This window comes from Nocardia sp. CA-290969 (genome assembly GCF_050936135.1).
Lineage (GTDB): Bacteria > Actinomycetota > Actinomycetes > Mycobacteriales > Mycobacteriaceae > Nocardia.
Map to the genome: position 1 here is coordinate 2,546,815 of NZ_JBNJNJ010000001.1, position 20,632 is coordinate 2,567,446.

Annotated in this window: 20 protein-coding genes; 9 read left to right on the top strand and 11 right to left on the bottom strand. The window is 68.1% G+C overall.

Annotated elements, in window-relative coordinates; genetic code table 11:
• Positions 1-37: 37 nt before the first annotated feature.
• The 4 genes from ACQEVO_RS11875 to ACQEVO_RS11890 are packed head-to-tail and all read left to right on the top strand — an operon-like array spanning position 38 to position 2,103.
• Positions 38-457 carry a hypothetical protein gene (locus tag ACQEVO_RS11875; protein ID WP_432912165.1) on the top strand — a complete coding sequence of 140 codons (420 nt, stop codon included), beginning with the start codon at positions 38-40 and terminating at the stop codon, positions 455-457.
• Positions 447-1,241: a hypothetical protein gene (locus ACQEVO_RS11880; RefSeq protein ID WP_432912167.1), complete on the top strand. Its 795-nt coding sequence runs from the start codon at positions 447-449 to the stop codon at positions 1,239-1,241. The genes ACQEVO_RS11875 and ACQEVO_RS11880 overlap by 11 nt, the downstream gene beginning before the upstream one ends.
• The gene (locus tag ACQEVO_RS11885) at positions 1,238-1,711 is read left to right on the top strand and encodes a roadblock/LC7 domain-containing protein (RefSeq protein WP_432912170.1); all 474 of its coding nucleotides are present in this window, start codon (positions 1,238-1,240) and stop codon (positions 1,709-1,711) included. Before ACQEVO_RS11880 ends, ACQEVO_RS11885 begins: the two co-directional genes overlap by 4 nt.
• Positions 1,712-1,731: 20 nt before the next feature.
• On the top strand, positions 1,732-2,103 hold the full coding sequence (locus ACQEVO_RS11890; protein ID WP_432912172.1) for a hypothetical protein: 372 nt from the start codon (positions 1,732-1,734) through the stop codon (positions 2,101-2,103).
• A 45-nt stretch (positions 2,104-2,148) separates the two neighbouring features.
• Here ACQEVO_RS11890 and fadD11 read toward each other — a convergent pair whose 3' ends face one another.
• From fadD11 to ACQEVO_RS11920, 6 genes are read right to left on the bottom strand one after another with little or no spacing between them, the layout of a single operon-like run.
• Entirely contained in the window at positions 2,149-3,978 is a 1,830-nt protein-coding gene (gene fadD11, locus ACQEVO_RS11895) for a fatty acid--CoA ligase FadD11 (RefSeq protein WP_432912174.1), read from the bottom strand.
• Complete coding sequence (locus ACQEVO_RS11900; protein ID WP_432912176.1) at positions 3,975-4,850, bottom strand: short-chain dehydrogenase/reductase; 876 nt, start codon at positions 4,848-4,850, stop codon at positions 3,975-3,977. The genes fadD11 and ACQEVO_RS11900 overlap by 4 nt, the downstream gene beginning before the upstream one ends.
• Positions 4,847-6,328 (bottom strand): flavin-containing monooxygenase, encoded by a 1,482-nt coding sequence (locus tag ACQEVO_RS11905; RefSeq protein ID WP_432912178.1) that lies wholly within the window; start codon positions 6,326-6,328, stop codon positions 4,847-4,849. Before ACQEVO_RS11905 ends, ACQEVO_RS11900 begins: the two co-directional genes overlap by 4 nt.
• The gene (locus ACQEVO_RS11910) at positions 6,325-6,834 is read right to left on the bottom strand and encodes an SRPBCC family protein (RefSeq protein ID WP_432912180.1); all 510 of its coding nucleotides are present in this window, start codon (positions 6,832-6,834) and stop codon (positions 6,325-6,327) included. The genes ACQEVO_RS11905 and ACQEVO_RS11910 overlap by 4 nt, the downstream gene beginning before the upstream one ends.
• A 22-nt stretch (positions 6,835-6,856) precedes the next feature.
• Positions 6,857-7,888 (bottom strand): PDR/VanB family oxidoreductase, encoded by a 1,032-nt coding sequence (locus tag ACQEVO_RS11915; RefSeq protein WP_432912182.1) that lies wholly within the window; start codon positions 7,886-7,888, stop codon positions 6,857-6,859.
• Positions 7,885-8,766, bottom strand: a complete 882-nt coding sequence (locus ACQEVO_RS11920) for a metal-dependent hydrolase (protein ID WP_432912184.1) — start codon at positions 8,764-8,766, stop codon at positions 7,885-7,887. Before ACQEVO_RS11920 ends, ACQEVO_RS11915 begins: the two co-directional genes overlap by 4 nt.
• Before the next feature lie 98 nt (positions 8,767-8,864).
• Here ACQEVO_RS11920 and ACQEVO_RS11925 point away from each other — a divergent pair, with 98 nt between their 5' ends.
• Together ACQEVO_RS11925 and ACQEVO_RS11930 are read left to right on the top strand one after the other, a co-directional pair.
• Positions 8,865-9,494, top strand: a complete 630-nt coding sequence (locus ACQEVO_RS11925; protein WP_432912186.1) for a TetR/AcrR family transcriptional regulator — start codon at positions 8,865-8,867, stop codon at positions 9,492-9,494.
• A 149-nt stretch (positions 9,495-9,643) separates the two neighbouring features.
• Positions 9,644-10,099: an SRPBCC family protein gene (locus ACQEVO_RS11930; protein ID WP_432912189.1), complete on the top strand. Its 456-nt coding sequence runs from the start codon at positions 9,644-9,646 to the stop codon at positions 10,097-10,099.
• A gap of 83 nt (positions 10,100-10,182) precedes the next feature.
• On the opposite strand, the gene ACQEVO_RS11935 is transcribed toward ACQEVO_RS11930, so the two are convergent.
• The 3 genes from ACQEVO_RS11935 to ACQEVO_RS11945 all read right to left on the bottom strand — a co-directional run bounded on the left by ACQEVO_RS11935 (position 10,183) and on the right by ACQEVO_RS11945 (position 14,176).
• On the bottom strand, positions 10,183-10,758 hold the full coding sequence (locus ACQEVO_RS11935; RefSeq protein ID WP_432912192.1) for a hypothetical protein: 576 nt from the start codon (positions 10,756-10,758) through the stop codon (positions 10,183-10,185).
• 413 nt (positions 10,759-11,171) lie between these two features.
• Positions 11,172-12,362 (bottom strand): lipase family protein, encoded by a 1,191-nt coding sequence (locus ACQEVO_RS11940; RefSeq protein WP_432922603.1) that lies wholly within the window; start codon positions 12,360-12,362, stop codon positions 11,172-11,174.
• 308 nt (positions 12,363-12,670) lie between these two features.
• Positions 12,671-14,176, bottom strand: coding sequence for a flavin-containing monooxygenase (locus tag ACQEVO_RS11945; protein ID WP_432912194.1), 1,506 nt, complete (start codon positions 14,174-14,176; stop codon positions 12,671-12,673).
• 37 nt (positions 14,177-14,213) lie between these two features.
• On the opposite strand from ACQEVO_RS11945, the gene ACQEVO_RS11950 reads away from it, so the two are divergent.
• On the top strand, positions 14,214-14,879 hold the full coding sequence (locus ACQEVO_RS11950) for a TetR/AcrR family transcriptional regulator (protein WP_432912197.1): 666 nt from the start codon (positions 14,214-14,216) through the stop codon (positions 14,877-14,879).
• 61 nt (positions 14,880-14,940) lie between these two features.
• Positions 14,941-16,140 (top strand): alpha/beta fold hydrolase, encoded by a 1,200-nt coding sequence (locus ACQEVO_RS11955; RefSeq protein WP_432912200.1) that lies wholly within the window; start codon positions 14,941-14,943, stop codon positions 16,138-16,140.
• On the opposite strand, the gene ACQEVO_RS11960 is transcribed toward ACQEVO_RS11955, so the two are convergent.
• Positions 16,112-17,545: an ATP-binding protein gene (locus ACQEVO_RS11960; protein ID WP_432912203.1), complete on the bottom strand. Its 1,434-nt coding sequence runs from the start codon at positions 17,543-17,545 to the stop codon at positions 16,112-16,114. The genes ACQEVO_RS11955 and ACQEVO_RS11960 overlap by 29 nt on opposite strands.
• 10 nt (positions 17,546-17,555) lie before the next feature.
• Positions 17,556-19,223 (bottom strand): FAD-dependent oxidoreductase, encoded by a 1,668-nt coding sequence (locus ACQEVO_RS11965; RefSeq protein ID WP_432912205.1) that lies wholly within the window; start codon positions 19,221-19,223, stop codon positions 17,556-17,558.
• 593 nt (positions 19,224-19,816) lie between these two features.
• On the opposite strand from ACQEVO_RS11965, the gene ACQEVO_RS11970 reads away from it, so the two are divergent.
• Positions 19,817-20,632, top strand: a complete 816-nt coding sequence (locus ACQEVO_RS11970) for a DUF2382 domain-containing protein (protein ID WP_432912208.1) — start codon at positions 19,817-19,819, stop codon at positions 20,630-20,632.

The following is a 20,632-nucleotide window of genomic DNA, read 5'->3' on the forward strand; positions in this document are numbered from 1 at the left end:
TGCAATCTGAAACACTCTTGAACGGGGTAGCGGCGCAGTGATCGGTATCGACGGATGTCTGGAACGCATCATGGACATCCCGGGGGCGCGCAGTGCCACATTGGTGGACGGCGCGAGTGGGCTGGCGGTCGCCGGGGCCGGGCAGCACGATCTGGTCGATCAGCACGAGGACGCCGCGACGACAACCGATGTCGTGCGCGCCGTGCTGGGTTGTCCCGCTCTCGCGACCGGGGGAAACGGTGACGACATCACCGAGATCATCGTGTGCGGCAGCGGGGGCTACCACCTGATCGACCTGGTGCGTGGCGATTTCGAGGGCCGCCTGTTCGTGCACGTGCTGTTCGACGAGGATTCCGGCAACCTGGCGATGGCCCGGTTCCGGCTGCGCGGCATCCTCGCGGAACTGACCGGGGGCGAGCACGGGGCGGGACCGGCCGAGGGCGGTCATGGTCATTGAGCTCGCGGACGAGCTGTGTCGCTTGGCGGACGAGGGCAGCACCGGTGTGCTGCACGCGGGCGACGGGGTGTTCCATCTCGCCGGCGGCGCCATCGCCTCCGCCGAATGCCGCCGCACCACCGGGCTCGAGCGGCTGGCCGTGGAGGCCGGTGTCGCCGGCACCGACGATTGGCAGCGCGCCGCCGGCGGCGATCCCGCCACCGTACTCGGCCACCCGTTGCTCGAAACCCTCGCGTTGCTCTCGGTTTTCGACGCCGCCTACTTCCTGCTGTCCGCCCCGGTCGTCCCCGAATTCCGGCCCGCGCCGCCGCACTGGCTGGCCCCGGTATGCCATATTCCGCCGCGGACACTGGTGCGTGAATGCGCCCGGCGCGGCGACCCGGAGTCCGGGCCGTGGCCGGCGCAGCTGGTCGACCGGGCGGCCGTGGTGCCGGTGCGCCGGGTGCGGCGTAACCGGGTGGTGCTCACCGGAAGCCAGGCCGAAGTGCTGGCCGCAGCCGATACCCGCCGCAGCGTCACCGCAATCGCCCGGGATCTCGGGCGTACCGCGTACGGCTGCCTGGAGGCGGTCCGCGACCTCACCGCGGCGGGGCTGATCGAACCACCCGGGCAGCCGCGTTCGCCGGGCGACCACCGGTCACCGGCCATGCCCCGGCACGCGGCCGAACCGGTATTGCGGCGCCGGGTGCGGCAGCCGGTCCCGGTTCCCGAGGACGGCGACTGGGAGCCGGTGGATCAGGAACTGCTGCTGCGGCTCCGTTCGGCGCTGGAGGAACTCGCGTGACCGGGCGCAGGAAATTGCTCGGCGATTTCATGGGGAGGTTGACCAAGGTGCCGATGCCCGAACTCGCACCGAACCCGGCGGTGGACACGGAACTGGCGGGGCTACGGGCCCGGGTTCCCGGGCTGATCGGGACGCTGGTTGCCTCCAGCGACGGCCTGCTGGTCACCCACGATCTCCCCGACCGTATCGAGCCCACCGGGATGGCCGCGCTCGCCGCGGCGCAGCTGTCGCTGTCCGAGCGGATCGCCGGTGTGGCGCACGGCGGCGGATTCCAGGAGGTCGTGGTGGACGGTTCCCACGGGCACGTCGTCATCTACGCGGCGGGCTGGGCGTCGCTCACGGTCCTCGCCGGCCCGGAGGTCAATATCGGCCGGCTACATCTCGAATCGCGACCCGCCGCGCGCAGGATCGCCGGGCACCTGGCGGGCGTCGCCCGCGAAACCGGCAGGCCCAACGGAAGATCCGGATAACCCATCGAGAGGAAACACCTGTGTCCGATATGGACTTGGCGCTCAAGGAAATGATGTCGATCGACGGCGCCGTCGGCGCGGCGGTAGTCGACTACAACAGTGGTATGGCGCTCGGGATGCTCGGCAGCTCGAAATCGCTCGACCTGCACATCGCCGCCGCCGGCAACACCGAGGTGGTACGCGCGAAACTGCGCACCATCGAACAGTTGGGGCTGCAGGAGGATATCGAGGACATCCTCATCACGCTCAGCGCCCAATACCATCTCATCCGGCCGATGACCGGCCGGAAAGCGAAGGGCCTGTTCCTCTACCTCGCGCTCGACCGGGGTCGCGCGAACCTGGCACTGGCCCGCCACAAGCTGCGCGGTATCGAAGAAGATCTCGAGGTGTGATCCGGTGCCGGGGAACGGTATACGGCCGCGCCCCGGCAATCGGTCCTAGCGGTTCACCGGCTCCGCCACGGCGGTGGGTTCGCGTACCTCGGCGGGTGGCTCGGCGCGGTAGAGATCGGCGATCCGGTCCGCGTATTTCTCGGCCACCACGGTACGTTTCAGTTTCATGGTGAGCGTGACCTCGTCGCCGCCGGGTTCCCAGAAGACCGGCAGGACGGCGAAGCGTTTGATCTGTTCGACGCGGGCCAGCTGCGCGTTACCGGCGGCGATACCCGTTTCGATCGCCGCCAGGACCGTGGGGTCGGTGGCGAGCGCGGCGGGCGAGGCGTCGGGGAGTCCGTGCCGGGTGGCGTAGGGGCCGGTGGTTTCGGCGTCGAGGACGATCAGCGCGGTGTTGTAGGGGCGGCCGTCGCCGATCACCGCCACGGCGCCGATGAGCGGTGTGGCCGCCTTCACGGTGTTCTCGATATGCGTCGGCGACATGTTCTTACCGGACGCGTTGATGATGATGTCCTTCTTGCGGTCGACAACGGTGAAATACCCGTCCGCATCGACGGTCACGATATCGCCGGTGGACAACCAGCCTTCGGCATCGATCGTCTCGGCCGTCTTCTCCGGCAGACCGCGATACCCCTTCATCACCAGCGGACCGCGGACCTGGAGTTCGCCGTCGGGCGCGGTGCGGGCCTGCATACCCGGCAGCAGTGTTCCGACGGTACCGAGCCGGACGTCCCGGGGATGGCTGACCGTGCAGATACAGGACAGTTCCGACATCCCCCAGATTTCGGTGATGGGCACCCCGAGACCGGCGAAGAAGCCCAGAGTTGCCGGTGGAATCGGAGCGGCGCCCGACATCGCCCAGCGCATCCGGTCGAATCCGAGGGCCACCCGCAGGCCGCGCAGGACCAGGTCGTCGGCACGCTGCCACTCGGCGGCCGACTCGGCGGGCAGTTCCCGGCCGGACAACGCGTATTCGCCGCGGGTGACGGCCAGCGACAGTGCCCACTGCATGGCCGCGCGCCGGTCGGGATCGGGTTCGGCGGCGACTTTCGACTCGATGGCGGTGCGGATCTTCTCCCATACCCGGGGTACCGCACCCCAGATGGTCGGGTGCAGATCGGCCAGGGCCGCCGCGATTGCGGACGGATCCGGTACGCAGGTCACCTGGACGCCGCGTACCTCCTGCGCGTAGAGCGCGGTGAGCCGGTCGGCGATATGCGCGGAGGGCATATACGAGGTGATGGTGTCGCCGAATTCGATTCCGAGGACCTCGGCGACCCCGTAGACCTGGAACAGCAGGTTGGCGTGGGTGGTTTCCACGCCCTTCGGGGCGCCGGTGGTACCGGAGGTATAGATCAGCGTCGCCACATCGCCGGGGCGGACGGCACGCCAGGCGGCATCGAAATCGAAATCCGGGGCGCCCGCGGTGCGCAATCCGGCCACCGGCAGAGTCCCCGCCGGGGCGTCGTCGAGACAGATCAGGTGATCGAGCGCGACCCCGCATGCGCGCAACCGCGCAACATACTGCGGTTCGCAGATCACCACCCGGGCACCGGCATTGCCGAGCACGTGGCCGAGCTGGGCCGGCGGCAGGGTGTTGTACACGGAGAACGAGGTCGCGCCGAGGTGCTGGGCGGCCACCTCGAGCGGATAGAAATCCGGCCGGTTGCCCATCATCAGCGCGACCGTGTCACCGCGGCGCACGCCGAGAGCGGCGAGCCCGGCGGCGAATTCGCGGACCAGCTGTGCGTATTCACCCCAGGTCAGCCTCCGGGTATCGCCGGGGGTGCGGAGCGCGACGGCGGCCGGGTCCACGGCGGCGGTGTGCTGGAACGCGGCGGGCAGGGTGTCGAATCGCTCCGGCGCCGGGGTCATCGGCGTTTCTCGATGGCGCGCACGATCTCGTGCACGGTCGAATCGGCGGCCAGCCGGCTGTCGAGCACGGTGTTGATCACGCCGCGTAGCAGCGCGTACGGCTGCCATCCGCTGGGGGCGATGGTGCGCGGCGCGCGGCGGGCGATCCCGTCGGCGATGGTCCGCGCGGCCTGTTCGGCGGTGATCCGCACATTCAGCGGCCAGGGCAGCAGATCGTTGAGGCGGCGGCCGAGATCGTCGGCGTCGAGCACGGCATGGGTCATCGGGGTTTCCACCAGCCCGAAGTACGCGATCCCCGCGGTGGCGCCGGACGCGGAGAGTTCCACCCGCAGCGCGCGGCCCAGCTGTTCGACCGCGGCCTTGCTGATCATGTAGGGCGACCCGCCCATACCGGGCGCGAACGCGGCGCAGGAGGACACCACCACGACATGGCCCCGGCTGCGCACGATCTCGTCGAGCGCCGGATGGACGGTGTTGAACACGCCGGTGAGGTTGATCTCGAGGACCCGGTCGAAATCACCCGGTTCCATGGTGCGCAACGTCGCCGGGACCGGCGTGACACCGGCGTTGGCGACGACGATATCGAGGCGCCCGAACCGGTCGGTCACCTCGCCGATCACCTGTTCCATCCGGCTCCGGTCGGTGACATCGGCGCCGATTCCGTGCGCGCGCGAGCCCAGCTCGTCCGCGACGCGCCGGGCGGCGGCCTCGTCGATATCGACCGCCACGATCACGGCGCCGCGCCGATGCAGCAGGGTCACGAGTTCCCGGCCGATTCCCTGCCCGGCGCCGGTGACGAGCACGACCGTGCCCTTCACCTCGAGCGTGGGCCCGGTGAGCCGGTCCAGGGCAGCGGGTAACGGTGGTTTCATGCGGTCACCTCATAGGAATCGGCATCGAAACGCTTGGTGCGGCGGCGGTATTCGAAGCTCCAGCTCGGGTACAGCCCGGCATTGCGGCCGTCGGGCGTGGTGTAGTAGGTCTGGCAGCCCCCGGTCAGCCACACCGTATCGGCGCTGCGCCGCGCCATCTCCCCGACGAAGGCGTCCTGGGTCTCCCGGCGCACCTCGACCCGGCGGGCGCCGCGGTCGCGGAGGGTGGTCAGCGCGTCGACGATATAGGCGATCTGCGATTCCAGCATGAAGATGGCCGACTGGTTGCCGGCCGCGCCGAACGGGCCGAGCGTGCAGAAGAAGTTGGGGAACCCCGCCATCGCCGTTCCCAAGTAGGTTTGCGGTTCCTCGTAGTAGAGCTCGGCGATCGAGCGGCCGTCGCGGCCGGTGATCCGCTCGAACGCGGTGGGGATGGGGGTGAATCCGGTGCCGTAGATGATCGTGTCGACCTCGATCTCCGCCCCGTCGCGGGTGACGATCGAGCGGGGCCGCACCTCCGCGATCCCGTCGGTGACCACCTCCACGTTGTCCTGGTCGAGCGCCGGCAGGTAGGCATCGGAGAAGATGGCCCGCTTACAGCCGATGACGTAGTCGGGGGTGGCCTTGCGGCGCAACCGCGGGTCCCGGATCTGGCGCAGCAACTGGATACGGCCGAGTACCTCGAAGGGGTGACGGAACCGGTTGTCGACGAAGCCGACCAGTCCGAAGCTCTCGATCAAGCCGTACCAGGTACCGCGGACGGCCTTCTGCGCCAAGGGGATACGGCGCAGCAGACGGCGTTCCAGACCCAGGGTGGGCCGGTCCATCCGGGGCACGATCCACGGCGCCGAACGCTGGAATACCGTCAGCGCCGCCACGCGCGGCTGGATCTCGGGAATGAACTGCACCGCGGAGGCCCCGGTGCCGATCACCGCGACCCGCTCGCCGGTCAGATCGTGGTCGTGGTCCCAGTGCAGCGAATGGAACGCGGTGCCCGTGAAGCTCTCCAGGCCGGGGAGTTCCGGATACTTCGCTTCGGCGAAGATGCCGGCGGCGGAGAGGAAGTAGTCCGCGGTGAGCGGGCCGCGGGAGGTGTCGATCCGCCACAGCGACTCCGTCTCGTCCCAGCGTGCGCCGGTGAGTTCGGTGTTCAGCCGGATATGGCGCACCACATCGTGGTCGGTGGCGACGCGGCGCAGGTATTCGAGGATTTCCGGCTGCCGGCCGTAGGTCCGGGACCAATCCGGATTCGGCGCGAAGGAATAGCTGTACAGCTGGGACGGGACATCGCAGGCGCAGCCCGGATAGGTGTTGGCCTGCCAGGTGCCGCCCAGGTCGGCGGCTCGTTCCAGCACGACCACATCCTCGAAACCGGCCTCCCGCAGTGCGATCGTCAGCCCGATCCCGCCGAAACCCGCCCCGAGCACGACGATGTCGTGGTGCTCGCCGGCGGCGCCGTTCGGATCCCGTGGGCTCATCGCCGTGCCCCCACCGATTCGGCGCGGACCCGGCCGGTGACGCCCTGGGCGATGGATTTGGTGACCAGCCGGTTCACCGGGCTCGTGGCCGCCAGCGCGGGACGCAGCAGCGGGTTGCCTTCGAGTGCGAAAGTCCAGACCAGCCGGGTCGCGGAGCCCAGCGACAGCAGAGTGAGATCTTCGGCGAACCGGCGCAGCCCGGGCACGGACGCGGAATCGACGGTGAAGGTCATCCGGGCGTTCTCGTCCCATCGGTAGAAGCGCTCGTCCAGGCGGAGGGCACCGCCGAGGACCACCTGCCGGGTGGTGCCGATACCGAACGGGCGTGGCGAGGTCCAGCGGGCGGCCGTGATCACCGGCGACCACGACACCAGCGCGTCGTCGGCGGTGAGGGTTTCCCAGACCTGCTCCCGCGAAGCGGGGATATCGACGATATGGGTGTAGCGCCGGTGCGCGGTGTCGAGGAAGGTATCGTCCGCTGCTTCGAGCGGGAAGCTGGTACGCATTGTGCTGGCGGGCCTTTCGCTGTCAGAGATCGAGAACCAACGGACCGCCCGCGGACCGGGAGACACACGGGAGCATGTGGCCGGGGCGTTCGGCGTCGGTAAGAGTGCGGTCGCGGTGGTCGACGTCGCCCGCGAGGACCTTGGTCTTGCAGGTGCCGCAGAAACCTTGGCGGCAGGAGAAGACGGCGTCGGGGTGTACCCGGCGGACGGCGTCGAGCGCGGATTCCGCGGCACCGACCCGCACCTGCCGGCCGGAAGCGGCCAGGTTGATATCGAATTCCCGGCCGTCGACGATCGGCGGCGGCGAGAACCGTTCGGTATGCAGCGAGCCGGCCGGGTTCAGCGCGAAGAAGTTGCGCTGGGCGGCTTCCAGAACGGGCGGCGGCCCGCAGACATAGACCGCGGCCCCCGGCGGTGCGGTCGCCAGGATCGCCGGGATATCGGGGGTGCCGGATTCGTCGTCGGGCCGGATCTCGGCGTCCTCGGGTAGTTCGCCGAGGAAGGGCATGGTGTCCCGGGAACGCCCGAGATACACCAGCCGGCCGCGGTCGCCCGCCGCGTGCGCCATGGGCAGGATCGGGGTGATACCGATACCGGCGGCGACGAACAGATAGTCGGATGCGGTCGCCACGAAGGTGAACCCATTGCGTGGACCGCGGATCCGCAGCGGATCACCGGGCGCGAGCGTATGGACCTCCGTCGAACCGCCGCCACCATCGGGCAGTCGGCGCACGGCGATCCGGTAGCGGGACAGATCCCGTGGGTCTCCGCACAGGGAATACTGGCGTTGCCGTCCCGAGGGCAGGAAAACATCCAGATGCGAACCGGGACGCCAGGCGGGCAGTGGCTGCCCGTCCGAGCGCCGGAGGGTCAGCGAGACCACCTCCCGCGCCTCGGTGCGGACCGATTCCACCGTGACGTCGAGATCGAAACCGCTGCGCCGCACCGGGTTCGGTGGCGACAGCGCGGGTGTGGTGAACACCTTCTTGTAGACATCCATCGCCACGCCCAGCAGGTGCAGGCCGCGCGACGGCGCCGGCCGGGTGGTATTCATCCGCGGGCCGCGGGGGAGTGCGCCAGATACCGCAGCGCGTTATCCATCGAACCCAGTTGCGAGGGATGGAAACCGGGCCGCAGATAGCGGGGCATCTCGGTGAAGAACGTGGTGAAGCTGGGTATCACCCCGCGCACCGTGGCGCTGAGGAACTGCTGTCCCCAGAAACGTCCCTTCGCGGGGCTCGGGTCCTTGCGGTAGAGGTAGGCGGTGGAGACCACGAACAACGGCAACAGCAGCCCGCTTGCCAGCAGGCCGGTGCGCACCCGGCGCGCATAGCCGCCGTCGACGTGCATATAGGCGTCGAACACCACGCTGCGGTGCTCGACCTCCTCGGCGCCGTGCCAGCGCACCAGATCCAGCATCGTCGGATGCATCCCGAGCTCTTCGAGCACCCTCGATTCGAGCAGCCATTCCCCGATCACCGCGGTGAAATGTTCCATCCCGGCGAACAGCCCCAGCCGTTCCTTGAGCCATTCCTGTTCGGCGCGGCCGGTGAGCCCGTGATCGCCGAGTACCCGGTCCACCAGCCAGCCGATCTTGGCGACATAGGATTCGACATCGAGCCCGATCGATTGCAGGTGGTTGCGTGCGCCCTCGTGGCTTCCGGCGTGCATCGATTCCTGGCCGATGAACCCGGTGACCTCCTCCCGGAGCCGTTCGTCCTCGATATACGGCAGGGCCTCGGCCAGGCAGGCCGCCATGGCCCGTTCGCCCTCGGGGAGCACCAGGTGCATGACATTGGTGACATGGGTCGCCAGTACTTCGCCGGGGATGTAGTGCATCGGGACATCGGAGAAGTCGAAGTGCACGTCCCGCGCGTGGATCGCGTGCGTTTCCTCGCGATAGGTGTGCGGCGGTGCGCTGTCATCAGCCATGCCATGACCGTACAATGCAACATATTCCCTTGCAATGTGGTCGCAACAAATTTCTTTGGATTGTTGCCGATCGGGTGTCCGCTGCTAGCGTGTCCGGCGTGCCCGCTACCGCCTCTACCTCGAAAGACCCCGTTCCGGACGAAACCGAGGAACGGATCCTCGACGCGGCCCGCCGGCAGTTCGAACGGCTCGGCGTGAAGAAAACGACGATCGGTGATGTCGCCCGGGAAGCCGGTGTCGACCGCGGGACCGTCTATCGGCGCATCGGGTCGCGCGATGATCTGGTGCGCGCGGTGAGCGCGCGGGAGGTGCGCACCCTGCTCGACGAACTGCACGGGATTCCCGCGCGGCATACGACGGTCGAGGGAGTCGTCGCCGATCTCTTCGTCACCGTCGTCACCCGCTGGCGTGGTCACCGCCTGGCGAATCGAGTGCTCGCGGTGGAACCCGCCCGATTGCTGCCGCAACTCACCACCGAAGGTGGTGCGTTCTTCACCATGGCGGTCACCGCGGCCGCCACGGTGGTGGGCGATGCCCTGCGCCGGTTCCGGCTACCGGACATTCCCGACCTCACCACCCGGATCGAGATCGCCGCCCGGGTTGTGCACTCGTTGCTGTTGCAGCCGGTCGGCGCGGTCGACCTGGACTCCGCCGATCGGCTCGCCGATTTCGCGCACCGGCATATCGTCCCACTGGTCACCGGTGGGTATCCGCCTCGTCGAGGGTAGCGGTCGCCCGCGCCGGAACATCGCGGTGTCGCCGATCGCCGGTGCGGCCCGAATGCGGGGCGGATTCGGGTGCGGACGATCTACTATCGTCGGTAGTAGTACGCGTTCGGGTGGTGTTGCCGGCGCGCTCCGGCAGGGAGGGGTTTGTCATGGAGACGATCAGCGTCGAGCGCACCATTGCCGCGCCCGCGCCCGCGGTTTTCGAATGGATCAGCAACGCGCACAACTACACTCGTATTCCACTGGTGCTGCACGAGCGGCTGCGGGAGCCCGGTGTAGACGCTCCCTACGGGCGCGGGGCGGTACGGGTACTGATCTGGGTGATCGGTGTGTTCTGGGAACGCATCACCGAATACGATCCGCCGAATTCGTTCGAATACCACGTATATCGCAGTGTTCCGCCGTCTCGGCACGAGAAAGGGCGTGTCGAATTCACCGAAACCGGTGCCGGCACCCATGTGCGATGGACGACGACCGTGCGATTGAGAATTCCGTTCGCCGGACCCGTGCTGATGCGGTGGGTGGCGAAGCCGCTGCTGACCTACGCTTTCGGCCGGGTATTGCGCACGGCGGCGGACGATCTCGGCGGCGCGGGTAACCGCTAGCCGTCCGTATCCGGGTGGGCGCCGGCAGTAGCCGGCCGGCACCCACCCGGTCCGTTCCGGCCGCCCGCTGCGGCCGAGGTCGGTCAGCGGCTGGCGTAGACGACGAGGAGATCGCGCATGGCGCGGATTTCCCGGTTCGCCTCGTTCAGGGCGGTGCGCAAACGGAGATTCTCGTCGAGGAGATCATCGAGATCGCCCGTGGTCTCGGCCGTCCTGTCGGTGGCGCGGACGTGGACGAGTTCGGCGACCGGCGATGCCGCGGCTTCGGTGAGCGGCGGGGCTTCGGCCTCGGTGGCGGTACCGGTCGCGTGGACCTCGGGTTGTTCGGCCGGGGTCTCCTTCTCCGTATTCTGCTCGGGCTCCGGAGTTTTCTGCTCGGGTTCCGGCACCGGTGCAGCGGCGGCGGGGGCCGGTTTCCGGGTGGCGACCCGGCGCGGACGCTTCTTCGGTGCGGGCGCAGCCGCCTCCTCGGCAGCCGGTTCGACCTCGGGCAGCCCCGCCGCCTTGACCCAATTCGCAAGGGTGTTGGCCGCGGGCTGGCCGCCTTCGCGTTCGGAGACCGCAGTGCACGCGGCGTTGACCGTTTTGCCTTGGGCGATCAGTTTTTTCACCCGATTGACGAGTTTGGTCTGTTCCCTTTTCGAGTAGCGCACTGCCATCCTCTACCTCCTGCATTCCGAGCGCTTGTTGCCAAATTGAACCATTGCCCGGTCGCTCGCGTCCCGCCGGGGCAACGACTTTCCGGGTAACGAGTGCCCGGCTATTCGGATCGACCCGTCGATTCCGTTTGCGGCAACAGATTTACGGAGTGCTTTCGTGGACGGGCTCGGGAGCGAATACCGCAGGGACTCCGGATCGAATACCCGGTATTCGCGGCGTGCGAAACCGTATGGACGTGGGATGGTGCCGGTGCCGCGGCGGCCGCTGCGACGGAGGGTGTTCGCGGAACCCGGATCGTGGCCCGACCAGGCGAATACCTGATCGCCGGCGCCGGCCGGGGATTCTCCGGGATCGGGTGCCGCCGGCCTGACGCGGGCGGCACCCGGCCGAAACCGGTTCGTCCCTGCCGGGCTCAGCAGCCCGACGGCACGTCCTCACCGCGGAAGCGGGCCTCCACGAAGTTCCAGGCGTCGGCGAAACCGGCGACCGCGGCCGTCATATGCTCGGCGATATCGTAGGTGGTGAGTTTCACCGGTGCCCCGGCGCGGCAGGCGCGGTCGGCATATTCGGCTATCCCGTCGTAGGGGGTGAGGGTGTCGAATCGGCCGTGCCAGAGGTAGGTCGGCATCGCCGGATACCCGTCGAAGAAACGCAGGCTGTTCTCGTGCAGCACCTCGCGCGCCTCCGGACTGTCCATCAGGCTCTTCGACGCCGCCATCTGCTCGGCACTGCGGAACGCGCCGTGGAACAGCAGGAACCGGCGGCAGGCGTCATGGGTGAACTCGCGGAACCAGAGGCCGTTCTCGTTGAGCTGATCCGAGATGGGCAGCCGGTGCGGGTACTCCCGTTCGAGCCCCATGGCGGCGGCGAAAGCGAGACCGAACCCGGGGTGCGGGTTGAAACCGAGTCCCAGGGCCATCTGTTCCAGATCGGCCGGGATCCCGCCCGCCACCACGGCGTCGATCTTCAGGTCCGGGGCGTAGTCCGGCTGCAGTGCCGCGGCCCAGCCGGTGGCGAGGCCGCCGCCGGAGTACCCGGCGATCGCGACGGGAGCATCGTCCAGTCCGAGTTCGGTGACCCGCGCAACGGCGCGGATGCTGTCGAGGGTGACCATTCCGCTGAGCCGGCCGGCGGCATAGGCGACGGTGGGCCCCAGATAGTCGGGTACCGAGATGGCCCAGCCGCGGCCGATCGGCAGCATCGCCCCGACCGCGTCCTGCAGTTCTCCGTTGAACAGCGAGCGCGAGGGGTTGCAGCGAGTGCCGAGTGAATTGATCAGCGCCTGGTAGGAGACGAGCGGCGGATTCTCGACACCCACCGGCATCAGCACGGTCGTCATACCCATGATGGGTTCGCCGCGGGAGTTGGTGGATCGGAACGCGACCTGCCAGCCCTCGGTGCCCACGTAGAGTCCGGTGTCGATCTTCCGGGTGCGGACCACGTCACCGGGTTGTAGATCGCCGAGGTCGGCGGGTGCGTGATAGAAGGGGTCGGGGTCGGGCTGGGGGTACAGCGGTTCGGCTTTCGCCTCGACGCCGAACAGCCCGGCGGAGACGAAGGCGAGCAGCAGGATCAGGATTCGGGTGGAAACTCTGAACACGATCTTCTTTCGGACAGCGGGAGGCGACCCGGCGGGAACGCGGCATTCGTGGTGCCGTGATGCCCGTCGCCGACGGTTGGGCGACGCGTGCGGAGGGTGCGGTCACCGTGGCACGACCGGTCGTGGCGCCCCGGAGCCGGCGAGCGTGGTGACCGCTCGAACGAACTGTCTCCGTTGGCTTGTGGCCGTGGTCAGTTCCGCATGTGGCGGCTAACCATACGACAGGTAAGGCACAAAAGGGTCACCGAGATCGTGGCGGCTCACCCGATCTGCGTGAGATCACAAGGAACAGGGGAGGCCGTCTCGACCGGTCACAAGCCCGCGGCCGCCTCGACCGGACCGTAGATGTAGTCGTCGAGCGGGAAGCGCACCGCTTCCCGGTGTGCGGTGACGGTGCTGGTGGGGCGCAGCAGGGCCGCCTCGCCGTGCTGATTGAAGTAGTAACTGCGGGCGGTGGCGCAGTCGCCGCCGTAGAACACCGAGGAGGCCAGTTTGCCCGTGACCCGATCCAGAAATTCGGCGTTCGCGCGTTCGGTGACCTCGAAGGTGGTCTCACCGCGGCGCATCAGCTCCCCGAACAGCCTGCCCATATGCTTCATCTGCGCCTCGATGGTCGTGAAATAGGACAAGCCGCTGTAGGAATAGGGGCTGTTGAGGCTCAGGAAATTCGGGAACTTCGGGACCGTGATGCCCTCGTAGGCCTGGAACCGGTTCTTCCGCCAGAATTCTCCGAGGTTCACCCCGTCGCGGCCGATGATCTCGAGCGCCGGGAAGTTGACGTCCCACAGGTTGAATCCCGTGGCCAGCACGAGGGTGTCGATACCGGTCTTCGTACCGTCCGCGGTGACGATACCGTCGGGCTCCACTCGTTCGATCCGGTTCGTCTCCAGCCGGACGTGCGGTTTGTTGAAGGTGGCGAAATAGTGGTTGGAGAACGTCGGCCGCTTACAACCGAAATCGTAGTGCGGTGTCAGCTGCTCGCGGAGCCGCTTGTCGTGGACCTGGGCGCGTAGATGCGCCTTGGCGAGCAGGGCCGCCGCCTTGTTCAGTGGCCGGGCCTGTTCGAAATGCAGGACGCCGACCACCATCAGGGCCTCCAGCATGGCCGTGTTGACCAGCCGGGCCGCCTTCTGGGTGGCCGGCACCCGCGCGAACAGCCGCTGCACCGCGGGCGGGATCGGCATATCGATCTTGGGAACCACCCAGATGGGGGTGCGCTGGAAGACGGTGAGTTCGCGCGCCCGGGCGGCGACCTCGGGTACCAGCTGCACACTCGTGGCGCCGGTACCGATGATCGCGACCCGGCGGCCGGTGAGATCGTGCGTATCGTCCCAGGCGGTGGTGTGGATGATCGTGCCGGCGAAGCTGTCGATCCCCGGGAAAGGTGGCGTATAGGGCTGGGAGAGGAATCCCGTCGCGGTCAGCAGATAGCGGGCGGTCAGGGTTTCGCCGCCGGCCACGGTGACCACCCAGCACTGCTGTCCGGCGTCCCAGCGGGCGCTTTCGACCGTGCTGCCGAAACGCATCCGCTCCCGCAGCCGGTATTTGTCCGCGACGTGGTCGGCGTATTTCTTCAGCTCGGCACCGGGTGCGAACAGCCGCGACCAGAACGGATTGGGCTCGAACGAGTACGAGTAGGTCACCGAGGCGATATCGACGGCGAGCCCGGGGTAGTGGTTGACGAACCAGGTGCCGCCCAGATCGGACTCGCGCTCCAGGATCACGAAGTTCCCCAGCCCGAGGCGATCGAGCTGGATACCCGCACCCATTCCACCGAATCCCGCACCGATCACGACGGCGTCGTATCGAGGTGCCACGTCGAACCTCCCAGCGATCTGAACCAAGCATCACGGAATGACACATCATTCCGTTTGTGATGACCGTATCATCGTGGGCGTGACGAAGCCATCGACGCGGGCCGAACGCCGCAAGGCCGAACTCCGGCGCGACATCATCGACACCGCGTTCGCCTGCTTCGCCGACAAGGGCTACCACGCGACCGGTATCGCCGATATCGCGACCGCCCTGGGCATCGGCCACGGCACCTTCTACCGCTACTTCAGCAACAAACGCGACATCATCGACCACGTGATCGACGATCTGGCCGCCCGGATCATCGAGGCGCTGGGCACCGACAACGCCCCGGAGGCCGCCAGCACACTGGACGACTACCGCGCCCAGATCGAGCGCATCGGCGAGGCGCTGAGCCGGATCCTGCTCGCCGACCGCCGGGTCGCGCAGTTGCTGCTGTTCCACGCCACCGGCATCGACGACGAGCTGACCCGGCGCCTGTACGGCCTGCTCGATACCGCCGATGCCTTGACCGCCGGATATCTCGAACACGGGGTGGAGCTCGGTTATCTACGCGCCGATCTCGATACCCGCAATACCGCGCGGGCGGTCACCGGCATGCTGCTGGCGGGGGTCGTGCACGGGTTGCGTGATCCGGACGAACAGCAGATGGCGGCTCTGAACGAAGCCGTGCGACGGCTGTTGATCGACGGGGTGGCCAAGGGGTGACCGGCGCCCCGGCCGGCAAGCTCACCGGGCGCCGGGGCGAGGAACGCATACAGTGGATTCCATGTCGCCGATGGACGAATGGCATCCGTCCACCGTCGCGGACTGGAGCGATGCACGCCGCCGGGCCAGATTGCGGGAAACCCGCCCGGGGAACCGGTGGAAGGCGTTGGGTCGCACCAGGCAGGCGTTGCTGCGGGTTGCCGTACTACTGATGATCGGGCTGGTCGTCTTCGCCCAGTACTGGGAATACGATGTCGCACCGGAACGGGCGCGGCTGGCCCGCACCGAACCCGCGCTGCTGCCGGTCGCCGAACCGTTCGCCCCCGCCGACCGCGATACCGCGGTCGTGGATCTGGTGGGCCTGGGTGGTCTGAACGCCAGCGATACCGCCGCGTCACTCCCCGCGCTGCGGGAGATGGGCGCGGTCTGGGCGATCCGCTACGACAACCGCGGTATCGACACCGAGGTGATCGCCGATCTGGTCATCCGAGCCGCCGTCATGTCCGGCGTCCGCAATATCGTGCTGGCCGGGCACAGTATGGGCGGGGTGATCGCGCTGGAGGTCGCGCGGCATATCCACATCGGCAGCGACCGGCGCCTGCTCGCGGTACTGCTGGACTGCACTCCGCTCGATTTGGACGCCGTGCGGCCCGAAAGCCGCGGACTGGGCGAGGATATGGTGCGCTGGATGGGGTGGCTGCCCGGTGCTCGGGAGAGCCGGGGCCTGCGGATCGCGGTGGAAACCTATGCCCGCCGCAAACAGTTCCTCGACTACACCGGGGTGCCGGGTATCCGGTTCGACCGATTCCGCGCGGCAGTGGACCAGGTGTTGCGGGACAAGATATTCAACGCCGACGCCGCCAGCAACGGCCTGATCGAATCCCAGTTCCTGGCGATCGTCGCGGGCGGTGCCACCGACGATCTGCGGCCGCTGTCGCGGTCCGCCCGCGGTAAACCGCGACCGGCCCTCGTGTTCCTCCGGCCGCACGACGCCTCCCGGGACCGCGTGGTGGATGTCGCCCGCACGCAGGAGGTACTGATCGACAAGGTCGGCGGTGTGGACGGCAATCTGCTGGTGGTGAAGCCGCGCGGCACCGGCCATGCGGATCCGCGCCAGCACCCCGGCGAGTACAACAAGATCATCTCTCAGCAGGTGCTGCCGTTCGTGGAGCGGTACCGCGCGCAGATCAGCCGGGTGGCGGACGCGGCGGCACCGGCGCGGCCGCGGTGGTCTACTCCGGCCCGGGCTCCGGGCGGGTGAGCGGGAGCCAGACGGTGAACGTGGTGGCGCCCGGCCGCGAATCCACCCGGATATCGCCGCCGTGTTTGTTCACCACGATCCGGAAGGAGATATCCAGCCCGAGACCGGTCCCCTCACCGACCGGTTTGGTGGTGAAGAAGGGTTCGAAGATCCGGTGCTGTACCTCGGCCGGGATCCCGGGGCCGCTGTCGGCGATCTCGACGACGGCGCATTCGTCCTCGAGGCGGGTGCGCAGCGTCAGCGTTCCGCTGCCCTGCATCGCGTAGACCGCATTGTCGATGAGGTTGGTCCAGACCTGGTTGAGTTCGGCCGCGTAGCAGGGCACGTCGGGCAGGGTGTGGTCGTATTCCTTGACCACGGTGACGGAGTCGCCGATCTTGCGGCTGAGCATCACCAGGGTGCTGTCCAGCAGTTCGTGCAGGTTCACCACCTGGAACGGGGCCCGGTCCATCTGCGAATACTGCTTCGCGGCGTCCACCAGCGTGGAGATCCGTCCGGTCGAATCGGCGATCTCGTTCATCAGCAGCTCGGTCTCGATGGTGTAGTTGAGCCATCGGAACGCGCCCTCGAGCACCTGCCGCGCGGAACCCTCCAGCGTGGCCGACACCCGTTCGAGCCAATCGGTGTCGAAACCGGCCTGTACGAAATTCGGGGCCAGTTCCCAGCCGCCGGGGATACCGTGCTCCTCGAGCCAGTCACCGATCGTATCCTCGCGGTCGGCGGCCTCGAGCGGCGACAGCTCGGGAGCCTTGGCCACCTGGGCCGCCGCCTCCTCTTGCAGCCGCACCAGGGTTTCCAGGACGCCGGTATCGAATTTCCCCTGCGCCATCATGGCCAATTTGTGCCGCATCCCGGCGATCCGGTCGCGCAGGCCCGACGTCGCCCGGACCGCCGCCGCGGCCGGGTTGTTCAGCTCGTGGGTGAGCCCGGCCGACAGCGATCCGAGCGCCAGCAGCCGTTCCCGCTGGGCGATACGGGCGTTGTTGTTGCGATTACCGAAGAACGCGCCCTCGAGCAGATGCACGGCCATCGGGAACCAGGCGTGCATCATGCGGGAGAAGATCTGGGCGTCCAGAACGAAGAACCGCGAGGGTTCGGTCACGTACAGCGAACCGGCGTAGCCGGTTTCGGCGTGCTCGCCCAGATAGGCCGTCCACGCACCGGCATAGGAACCACGATGGGCGGTGCGCACCATCTCGATCTCGCGGCCCCCGGAGAGTTTGGTCAGCCGTACCTCGCCGTCCAGCAGAACGTAGAAGCAGGTCGCGGGCTCGCCTTCGCGGTACACGGGCCCGGGTTCGAGGTGTTCGATACGGCCGTCGGCGCACAACCACGCGAGCTGGTCGTCGTCGAGCTTCTCGAACAGGAACAGCGTCCGCAGTTCGGCGGGATCGCAGATACTCACCACTCGCCTCCTAGGCCAGATACCGGTGTACGAGCATGACCGCCATGGCGCCCTCGCCGACCGCCGACGCCACCCGTTTGGCCGATTCGGCGTGCACGTCACCGGCCACGAAAACCCCGGGCACGCTGGTCTCCAGGTGATGCGGGGGCCGGGTCAGCTCCCAGCCCGGTGGCCGGGCGCCGTCCACCAGCAGATCAGGGCCGGCCAGCACGTAACCGGCGGTATCGCGGTGCACCACCCCGTCGAGCCAGTCGGTCTGCGGCGCCGCTCCGATGAAGAGGAACAGCCGCTCGGCGGGGGCCTTCTCCTCGGCGCCGGTGCGGTTGTCGCGCAGCACCACCGTGTGCAGGTGATCGGCGCCGTCCACCGCGACGACCTCGGTCTCGGTGTGCACCCGGATCGAGGGAACCTGTGCGATCTGCTGGATCAGGTAGTGCGACATGGATTTGTCCAGCGAATCCGCCCGCACCACCAGATGCACCGTGCGGGCGTGCCGGGACAGGTACATCGCCGCCTGACCCGCCGAATTCGCGCCGCCGACGATATAGACGTCGTGTCCGGCGCATTCGGCCGCTTCGGTCATCGCCGAACCGTAATACACGCCGCGCCCGGTGTATTCGTCCACGCCAGGCGCGGGATGGCGCCGGTAGTCCACACCGGTGGCGATGATGACGGTATGGCCCGACAGCGACCCACCGTCGGCGAAACGCACCGCGCGGGCCGACCCCTGCACCTCGAGCCCCACCACCTCCCGGGTGGTGACCACCTCGGCGCCGAATTTCGCGGCCTGGCGGCGGGCCCGGTCGGCGAGTTGCGCCCCGGACAGGCCGTCCGGGAAGCCGAGGTAGTTCTCGATCCGGGAACTCTGCCCGGCCTGGCCGCCGGTCGCGGTGCGTTCGACCAGCACCGTGCGCAGCCCCTCGGACGCCCCGTACACCGCGGCGCCGAGTCCGGCCGGTCCACCGCCGACGACGATGAGATCGTAGAAGTCCTCCGCCGGCCGGGTGCTCAGCCCCACGCTCTCCGCCAGCTCGCTGTCGCTGGGCTGGACGAGGGCCCCGCCCGTCTCGGTGATCACCACCGGGCACCGGCGGGGGTCGGCGCCGGCGGCTTCCAGCAGCCGCGCTCCTTCGGGTTCGTCGGCCAGATACCAGCGGTACGGCAATTGATTGCGTGCCAGGAACTCCCTGATCTGCGAAGACCGTGGTGACCAGCGGTTACCGACGACTTTGGTGCCGTGCACCGGGCGGTGATCGCTGCTACGCCAGGCGTCGAGCAGAGTGTCCAGGACCGGGTAGAGCTTTTCCTCCGGCGGGTCCCACGGTTTGAGGAGATAGTGGTCGAGGTCCACGACGTTGATGGCGTCGATCGCGGCGTTCGTATCGGCGTACGCGGTGAGCAGTACCCGCCGGGCGAAGGGATGCAGGTCCATGGCCTGTTCGAGGAATTCGATCCCGTCCATCCCGGGCATCCGGAAATCGGCGATCAGCACGGCCACGGGTTGGCCGCGCAATTTCAGCTCGCGCAGCGCCTCCAATGCCTGCGGACCCGATTCGGCGCGCAGGATGCGGTAGTCGGCGCCGTAGCGGCGGCGCAGGTCGCGGACGACCGCCCGCGACACTCCGGGATCGTCGTCGACGCTCAGAATGGCGGGCTTGGAGACAGTCGGGGAGCTCACCCGTCGAGTATGCCTGCACGGGCGCGGGAACGGCCGCTCGCCGGTTCCGCACTCCGAGGGATCGCTGGTGCGGAGATCGGGACCGTAGGAGGGAAGCGGTGCTCGTATCCGGCATACGAACGAGCGGCCGAGTTGCCGGAAGGTCGCTGGTGTCGGGGTGGTGTCATTATCTGCGGCCGGTGTTCGCAGGTCGATCGGGCAGGGCGAGAACTGTCCCGCACTGCCGCGGTAGTGCTTCGGTAGCCGGTGAACTGTGATTATGAGGAAGCTGGATATCGCGCGTGTGGGCGGAGTATGCCCGGGGCCGGCGGCCTTGATGCCGGAAATTCTCCAGAGAGCCTGTTTGTCCACCCGTGTGCCGGGTAGTTGCCGGGATGTAGCCGGTCGGCGCTCAACCAGGGCGTCCGGGGCTACCCGAAAAGAGCCGACGCCGTGACCGGTGGTCACGATCACCGATCACGGCGCGCACACCGAGTCGGATCGGCGATCGTGACGGGCCGGACGGACACCCCCCGACCCGCCCGCCCGGAACCGGTCCCGGCGGTGCGACTCGGTCCGCCGATCACCTATCGGCCGAGAAGCAAGGAGGAACCATGGCTCAACAGGTGGAAGAACTGATCGGTGACGCCGTCTACGACCTGGACGGCGACAAGATCGGCAAGGTGAAACGGGTCTATGTCGACAATGCCTCCGGCGCACCGACCTGGGCGTCGGTGAGCACGGGGCTCTTCCGTGACGATTCACTGGTCCCGCTGGCCGGAGCGCAGCTGCGGCAGGACACCGGGGAATTGCGGGTCCGGGTACACAAGGAAGCGGTGAAATCCGCACCGCACCTCGAACACGACGGCCTGATCAGCCAGGAATCCGAGGACGAATTGTTCGTCCACTACGGAATCGACCCCGGTAGATCCGGCTGGGACGACTACGGGCGGCACGCCCAACGGCCGGGCGGCGATACGGCCGGGACGGATACGACCGCCGCCGGAATGGGCACTGCCGCCGGAATGGGGACCGCCGCGGGGACGACTGCGACCCCCGCGGATCGGGAATCCATGGTGCGTTCGGAAGAGCAGCTCGACGTCGGCACGGAACAGCACGAGACCGGCCGGGCGCGGCTGCGCAAGTACGTGGTCACCGAGGAACAGTCGGTCACCGTGCCCACCACCCATGAGGAGGTGCACGTCGAACGCGAACCGATCACCGATCCCGGCGCTGTGCACGCCGATCTGGGTGACGAAGAGCAGGAGGTTACCCTGCACGAGGATCGGGTGACCGTGCACAAGGAATCCGTCCCCGTCGAGCGGGTCCGCCTCGCGGTCGACGAGGTCGAGGACGAACAGACCGTATCCGACACCGTCCGCAAGGAACGGATCGAAACCGAGGGCACCGATCGCGACGACCGTCGCTGA